The 6,593-nt window shown below is 53.4% G+C and carries 5 protein-coding genes; 3 read left to right on the forward strand and 2 right to left on the reverse strand.

Features of this window, described 5'->3' with window-relative positions; all coding sequences use genetic code 11:
* Window positions 1–9: 9 nt before the first annotated feature.
* The 3 genes from ACNQ0W_RS19905 to ACNQ0W_RS19915 all read left to right on the forward strand — a co-directional run bounded on the left by ACNQ0W_RS19905 (window position 10) and on the right by ACNQ0W_RS19915 (window position 4,507).
* On the forward strand, window positions 10–2,673 hold the full coding sequence (locus tag ACNQ0W_RS19905) for a bifunctional acetate--CoA ligase family protein/GNAT family N-acetyltransferase (protein ID WP_062933320.1): 2,664 nt from the start codon (window positions 10–12) through the stop codon (window positions 2,671–2,673).
* Window positions 2,674–2,782: 109 nt separating this feature from the next.
* Window positions 2,783–4,138: a CDP-diacylglycerol--serine O-phosphatidyltransferase gene (gene pssA / locus ACNQ0W_RS19910; protein ID WP_026094276.1), complete on the forward strand. Its 1,356-nt coding sequence runs from the start codon at window positions 2,783–2,785 to the stop codon at window positions 4,136–4,138.
* 45 nt (window positions 4,139–4,183) lie between these two features.
* A complete protein-coding gene (locus ACNQ0W_RS19915) occupies window positions 4,184–4,507 on the forward strand; it encodes a YfiM family lipoprotein (RefSeq protein WP_003860739.1) in 324 nt (107 codons plus the stop codon).
* Here the strand turns inward: ACNQ0W_RS19915 and ACNQ0W_RS19920 are convergent.
* Together ACNQ0W_RS19920 and ACNQ0W_RS19925 are read right to left on the reverse strand one after the other, a co-directional pair.
* Window positions 4,504–5,811, reverse strand: a complete 1,308-nt coding sequence (locus ACNQ0W_RS19920) for an MFS family transporter (protein WP_017383558.1) — start codon at window positions 5,809–5,811, stop codon at window positions 4,504–4,506. The genes ACNQ0W_RS19915 and ACNQ0W_RS19920 overlap by 4 nt on opposite strands.
* A 151-nt stretch (window positions 5,812–5,962) precedes the next feature.
* Window positions 5,963–6,415, reverse strand: a complete 453-nt coding sequence (locus ACNQ0W_RS19925; protein ID WP_039270055.1) for a DUF4385 domain-containing protein — start codon at window positions 6,413–6,415, stop codon at window positions 5,963–5,965.
* Window positions 6,416–6,593 lie beyond the last annotated feature (178 nt).

Consider the following 6,593-nt stretch of genomic DNA (forward strand, 5'->3'; position numbering starts at 1 on the left):
GAGGCCTGTATGAGCCAGAGAGGGTTAGAAGCGCTACTCCGTCCGAAATCCATTGCTGTTATTGGCGCCTCGATGAAACCGGACCGCGCAGGGTATCTGATGATGCGTAACCTGCTGGCTGGCGGGTTTAACGGCCCGGTCATGCCCGTTACGCCCGCTTATAAGGCGGTACAGGGGGTGCTGGCGTGGCCGGATGTGCACAGTCTGCCTTTCGTTCCCGACCTCGCCGTGCTCTGTACGCATGCGAAACGAAACCTCGAACTGCTTGAGTCGCTCGGTAAGAAAGGCTGTAAAACCTGCATTATTCTTTCCTCGCCTCCTGAACAGCAGCCCGAACTGCTGGCCTGCGCCAGCCGCTACCAGATGCGCATTCTTGGTCCAAACAGCCTCGGCCTGCTTGCGCCCTGGCAAGGACTGAATGCCAGTTTTTCCCCGGTTCCGATCCGTAAAGGCAAACTGGCCTTTATTTCGCAGTCAGCTGCGGTATCCAATACTATCCTCGACTGGGCGCAGCAGCGTGAGATGGGTTTTTCCTATTTCATCGCTTTGGGCGACAGCCTGGACATTGACGTCGATGAGCTGCTGGATTTCCTGGCGCGTGACAGCAAAACCAGCGCTATCCTGCTCTACCTTGAACACCTGAGCGACGCCCGTCGTTTTGTGTCGGCGTCGCGTAGCGCATCGCGTAATAAACCGATACTGGTCATCAAAAGCGGGCGCAGCCCCGCGGCTCAGCGCCTGCTACATTCCCGTTCCGGGATGGATCCCGCATGGGATGCAGCGATCCAGCGCGCCGGTCTGCTGCGGGTACAGGATACGCACGAACTTTTTTCCGCCGTCGAAACGTTAAGCCACATGCGCCCCCTGCGCGGTGAAAAGCTGATGATTGTCAGCAACGGTGCCGCTCCCGCCGCCCTGGCGCTGGACGAGCTCTGGCTACGCAACGGAAAGCTGGCCACGCTGGGTGAAGAGACGCTCCAGCGCCTGCGGGACGCGTTACCGGGAAGCGTTGTTCCCGATAATCCCCTCGATTTGCGCGATGATGCCAGCAGCGATCGTTACATTAAGGCGATCACGATTTTGCTGGATAGCCAGGACTTTGATGCGCTGATGATTATCCATTCGCCCAGCGCGGTTGCGCCAGGCAGCGAAAGTGCGCGAGCGCTGATTGAGGCAGTCCGAAACCATCCCCGCGGCAAATACGTTACCCTGCTGACCAACTGGTGCGGCGAGTTCTCCTCCCAGGAGGCACGGCGTCTGTTTAGTGAAGCCGGGTTGCCAACCTACCGTACCCCGGAGGGCACCATTACCGCGTTTATGCATATGGTTGAATACCGCCGCAACCAGAAGCAGCTGCGTGAAACGCCTGCCCTGCCGGGCAATCTCACCGCAAATTCGGTGGATGTGCACAGGCTTTTGCAGCAGGCCATCGAAGAGGGCGCCACTTCCCTTGACACACATGAGGTGCAACCCATTCTTGGCAGCTATGGGATGCAAACCCTGCCCACCTGGATTGCCGGCGACAGCGCTGAGGCGGTACATATCGCTGAGCAGATTGGTTATCCGGTCGCGCTGAAGCTGCGCTCTCCCGATATTCCGCACAAATCGGATGTACAGGGCGTCATGCTGTATCTGCGCACCGCGACAGAAGTGCAACAGGCCGCGGATGCCATTATCGATCGCGTAAAAATGACGTGGCCACAGGCCAGGATCCACGGCCTGCTGGTGCAGAGCATGGCCAACCGTGCGGGTGCGCAGGAGCTGCGCGTGGTTGTCGAACACGATCCGGTTTTTGGTCCGCTCATTATGCTGGGTGAAGGCGGCGTTGAGTGGCGGCCAGAAGAGCAGGCGGTTGTCGCGCTTCCTCCTCTAAACATGAACCTGGCGCGTTATTTAATTATTCAGGCCATAAAAAGCAAAAAAATCCGCGGGAGAAGCGCTCTGCGGCCGCTTGATATCGCCGGATTAAGCCAGTTTCTGGTGAAGGTCTCCAACCTCATTGTCGACTGTGCGGAGATCCAGCGCCTGGATATCCACCCCCTTCTTGCCTCCGGAAATGAATTTACCGCGCTGGACGTGACGCTGGATATTGCGCCCTATAACGGTGATCCGGAAAGCCGTCTCGCCATTCGTCCTTATCCTCTTCATCTGGAAGAGTGGGTGGAGATGAAAAATGGGGAGCGGGCGCTGTTTCGCCCTATCCTGCCGGAAGACGAGCCGCTGCTGCGGGCGTTCATCTCGCAGGTGACGCAGGAAGATTTGTACTATCGCTATTTCAGCGAAATCAATGAATTTACCCACGACGATTTAGCCAATATGACCCAGATCGACTACGATCGAGAAATGGCGATTGTGGCGGTCCGCCGTTCCGGAACGGAAGAGGAGATCCTCGGCGTGACGCGTGCCATTTCCGACCCGGATAACGTGGATGCCGAGTTTGCCGTACTGGTGCGTTCCGATCTTAAGGGTTTGGGGTTGGGCAGACGGCTGCTCGAAAAACTTATTGGTTATACGCGCGATCACGGATTGTCACGCCTGAATGGCATTACTATGCCAAACAATCGGGGTATGGTGACCCTGGCGCGGAAGCTCGGTTTTGACGTTGATATCCAGCTGGATGAAGGCATTGTCTCTCTGTCCCTCAGCCTGACTTCGACGGATAAACAAGAGTAAGCTGCTGGAAATGTTACCCACTTTTACCGGCACTGGGGTATCATTGTCCGCTTATGTTGTTTGCCTGGTACAGACAACCCTTCAATGAACAGAGAAGAAACGCACTGTGATGTTGTCAAAATTTAAGCGTAATAAACATCAACAACACCTTGCTCAACTACCGAAGATTTCTCAGTCAGTTGATGATGTAGAGTTCTTTTATGCTCCCGCTCATTTCCGGGAGACGCTTCTTGAAAAGATTGCCAGCGCTACGCGACGTATTTGCATTGTGGCGCTCTATCTTGAACAAGATGAAGGTGGGCGTGCGATCCTGAACGCGCTCTATGAAGCGAAACGTCAGCGTCCGGAACTGGATGTTCGCGTGCTGGTTGACTGGCACCGCGCTCAGCGTGGCCGTATTGGTGCGGCTGCCTCGAATACCAATGCTGACTGGTATTGCCGCACGGCCCAGGAAAATCCGGGTATTGATATCCCGGTGTATGGCGTACCGGTGAATACCCGTGAAGCGCTTGGCGTTCTTCATTTTAAAGGATTTATCATTGATGACAGCGTCCTTTATAGCGGCGCCAGCCTGAATGATGTGTATCTCCATCAGCTCGATAAATACCGCTACGATCGCTACCATCTGATCCGCAATCCGCAGATGGCTGACATCATGTTCAACTGGGTTGATAAAAACCTGGTTCATGGTCGGGGTGTGCACCGTCTTGACGATCCTCATCGCCCGAAAAGCCCGGAAATCAAAAATGACGTTCGCTCCTTCCGCCAGGAACTGCGCGATGCGGTTTATCGTTTTCAGGGTGATGCCAGTAATGAAGAACTGTCCGTTACGCCTCTGGTAGGTCTGGGAAAATCCAGCCTGCTGAACAAGACTATCTTTCATTTGATGCCGTGCGCTGAGCATAAGCTTACCATCTGCACCCCGTACTTTAACCTTCCCGCCGTTCTGGTGCGTAATATCATTCAGCTGCTGCGTGATGGTAAAAAGGTGGAAATCATTGTTGGGGATAAAACGGCAAATGACTTTTTCATTCCGGAAGATCAGCCTTTCAAGATCATCGGCGCACTGCCTTATCTCTATGAGATTAACCTGCGTCGCTTCCTGAGCCGTTTACAGTACTATGTGAACACAGACCAGCTGGTTGTGCGTCTCTGGAAAGATGAAGACAACAGCTATCACCTTAAAGGGATGTGGGTGGATGATGAGTGGATGCTGCTGACCGGTAATAACCTGAACCCACGCGCCTGGCGTCTGGATCTGGAAAACGCCATCCTTATTCACGATCCTCAGCATGCGTTAGCCGCGAAACGCGATCGTGAGCTGGAGCTTATACGCACGCATACTACAGTGGTTCGTCATTATCGCGATCTGCAAAGCATCGCTGATTATCCGGTGAAAGTTCGCAAGCTGATTCGCCGTCTACGTCGGATCCGTATCGACCGCCTCATCAGCCGCATTCTGTAATACACGAGCCCTGTCATCGACGGGGCTTTTTTATGGAGTCTGTTAATGCGTACGCCTTTCCTGATAATCCCTCTTTTCCTGACCGGTTGCAGCCATATGGCTAATGATAACTGGTCGGGTCAGGATAAAGCTCAACACTTTCTGGCGTCTGCAATGTTGTCCGCTGCGGGTAATGAATATGCGCTGCACCAGGGTTATAGCCGGGATCGAAGTGCCACAATGGGGCTGATGTTCTCCATCAGCCTGGGGGCATCAAAAGAACTTTGGGATAGCCGCCCCTCGGGAAGCGGCTGGAGCTGGAAAGATTTTGCCTGGGACGTAGCCGGGGCAACAACCGGCTACGCCGTCTGGCAGATGGCGCATTATTAAAGGCGGATCCCTTTTCCTTTACGATGCAGCATCAGGGAGACAATAAACGCCAGCGCCCCCATGATGGTGACATACCAGAAAAAGGTCGATTCACTGCCCCATGACTTAAGGGATAGCGCGACATACTCTGCCGAACCGCCGAACAGGGCGTTAGCGACCGCATAAGAGAGGCCTACGCCCAGCGCCCTCACCTGTGCGGGAAACATTTCTGCTTTCAAAATGCCACTGATTGCCGTGTAAAAACTAATAATAATAAGTGCCACCATAATCAAAGCGAAAGCGGCATACGGAGAGGTTGTATGCTGTAGCGCCGTCAAAAGCGGAACAGTCCCCAGGGTGAGCATGCCACCAAAGATCAGCATGGAGGTGCGGCGACCTATTTTGTCCGACAGCGCGCCAACAATCGGCTGGATGAGCATAAAGACCAGTAACGCCACCGTCATGACGACACTCGCAACGTTAGCATGCATGCCCGTGGTGTTGACCAGATATTTTTGCATATAGGTGGTGAAGGTATAGAAGCTTAGCGAGCCTGCGGCGGTAAAGCCTAATACCATCAAAAACGCTTTGCGGTTTCGCCACAGCCCTTTCATCGAACCGGCTTCTTTCAGCGCCCTGACCTCCTGCTGGGAGGTTTCATCAAGCTGACGGCGTAACCACAGCGCCACAACCGCCAGGGCAGCCCCCAGGGCAAACGGGATGCGCCAGCCCCAGGCGCGTAAATCTTCATCGCTAAGGATTTGTTGAAGGATCACCACAACCAGTAACGCCAGCAGCTGACCGCCAATGAGGGTTACATACTGGAATGATGCATAGAAACCTTTGCGCCCTTCAACAGCTACTTCGCTCATGTATGTCGCGCTGGTGCCATATTCGCCACCCACTGACAGCCCCTGGAACAGGCGTGCCAGCAGCAACAACGCCGGTGCCCATGTTCCGATAGTGTCATATCCGGGAAGGCAGGCAATCACCAGCGAGCCGACGCACATCATGCACACGGAGATGAGCATGGATGTCTTGCGCCCTTTCCTGTCCGCGATCCTGCCGAACAGCCATCCGCCAATGGGACGCATCAGGAACCCGGCGGCAAAAACGCCTGCGGTTTGCAGAAGCTGCGTTGTGGTGTTCCCTGACGGGAAGAAGATATGTGCAAAGTAGAGTGAACAAAATGAATAGACGTAAAAATCAAACCACTCTACAAGGTTCCCCGATGAAGCTCCAACGATTGCCCAAACCCGACGGCGAGTATCCTTGCCTGCTAAACTTGTGTTATCCGTATCTGCACTGGCTACGGTTTCTGTCATTTTAAAATCCCCTGTCTCACATTGCGGGCCATTGCCCACAAACAGTAAAACCGGATTTAAAACGAATCGTTAGGTAAATAAAATGTTTACAATATGTTTCATTGGATTTTGTGAACTCGATCAGGTATCGAATTATTAGCGGACGTAGTAATTATCCCCACGCTTGCTGGTGAGCCTTTTTTCGCTGCAAATAATCTTCATCAGCACGAATTTTATCCCACCACGTTTTGAACACCGCAGCGGCTTCTGCTTTTACTGGATCGTGATCGAGGGGTTTGACCTGGCGCTTCTCATCATACTTTTTACCGCCTTTATGATTGGCGTATCGCCGGGCACGGGTGTATCCCATCTGTATGAATTTACGCGCCATATCCATGCCGACAAAATCGTTTTTCCTGCGGTATTCTTCAAAAAGGGCGTAGATCTCTTCTGCCGAACGCGCTGCGACTTCAGCATTTTTATAACGCCAGTGCGGCAGGATTTCGCTTTTATAAGGCTCGACCATCAATACGCCCTGCTCACCCCGGCCAACCTGATACCATTCGGGATGTTCGCGAAAATTAATATTGGCAAAATCTTGTTGATAATCAAAGGGACGAGTCAAAGCGGCACCATTGTTAAAATTGTTTTAACAATTGTAGGCCGGATAAGGGGAAGCCGCCATCCGGCATGTTTTCTACGTACAAAGCAAAAAACCCCGCACCTTACGGTACGGGGTTCTTCTTAATTGATGCCTGGCAGTTCCCTACTCTCACATGGGGAGACCCCACACTACCATCGGC

The organism is Enterobacter cloacae complex sp. 6730903, assembly GCF_048283985.1.
Lineage (GTDB): Bacteria > Pseudomonadota > Gammaproteobacteria > Enterobacterales > Enterobacteriaceae > Enterobacter > Enterobacter hormaechei_C.

Excerpts from the sequence above, each read along its gene's own strand:
- ACNQ0W_RS19905 (WP_062933320.1), top strand. The coding sequence starts at position 10 with ATGAGCCAGAGAGGGTTAGAAGCGCTACTCCGTCCGAAATCCATTGCT.
- pssA (WP_026094276.1), top strand. The coding sequence starts at position 2,783 with ATGTTGTCAAAATTTAAGCGTAATAAACATCAACAACACCTTGCTCAA.
- ACNQ0W_RS19915 (WP_003860739.1), top strand. The coding sequence starts at position 4,184 with ATGCGTACGCCTTTCCTGATAATCCCTCTTTTCCTGACCGGTTGCAGC.
- ACNQ0W_RS19920 (WP_017383558.1), bottom strand. The coding sequence starts at position 5,811 with ATGACAGAAACCGTAGCCAGTGCAGATACGGATAACACAAGTTTAGCA.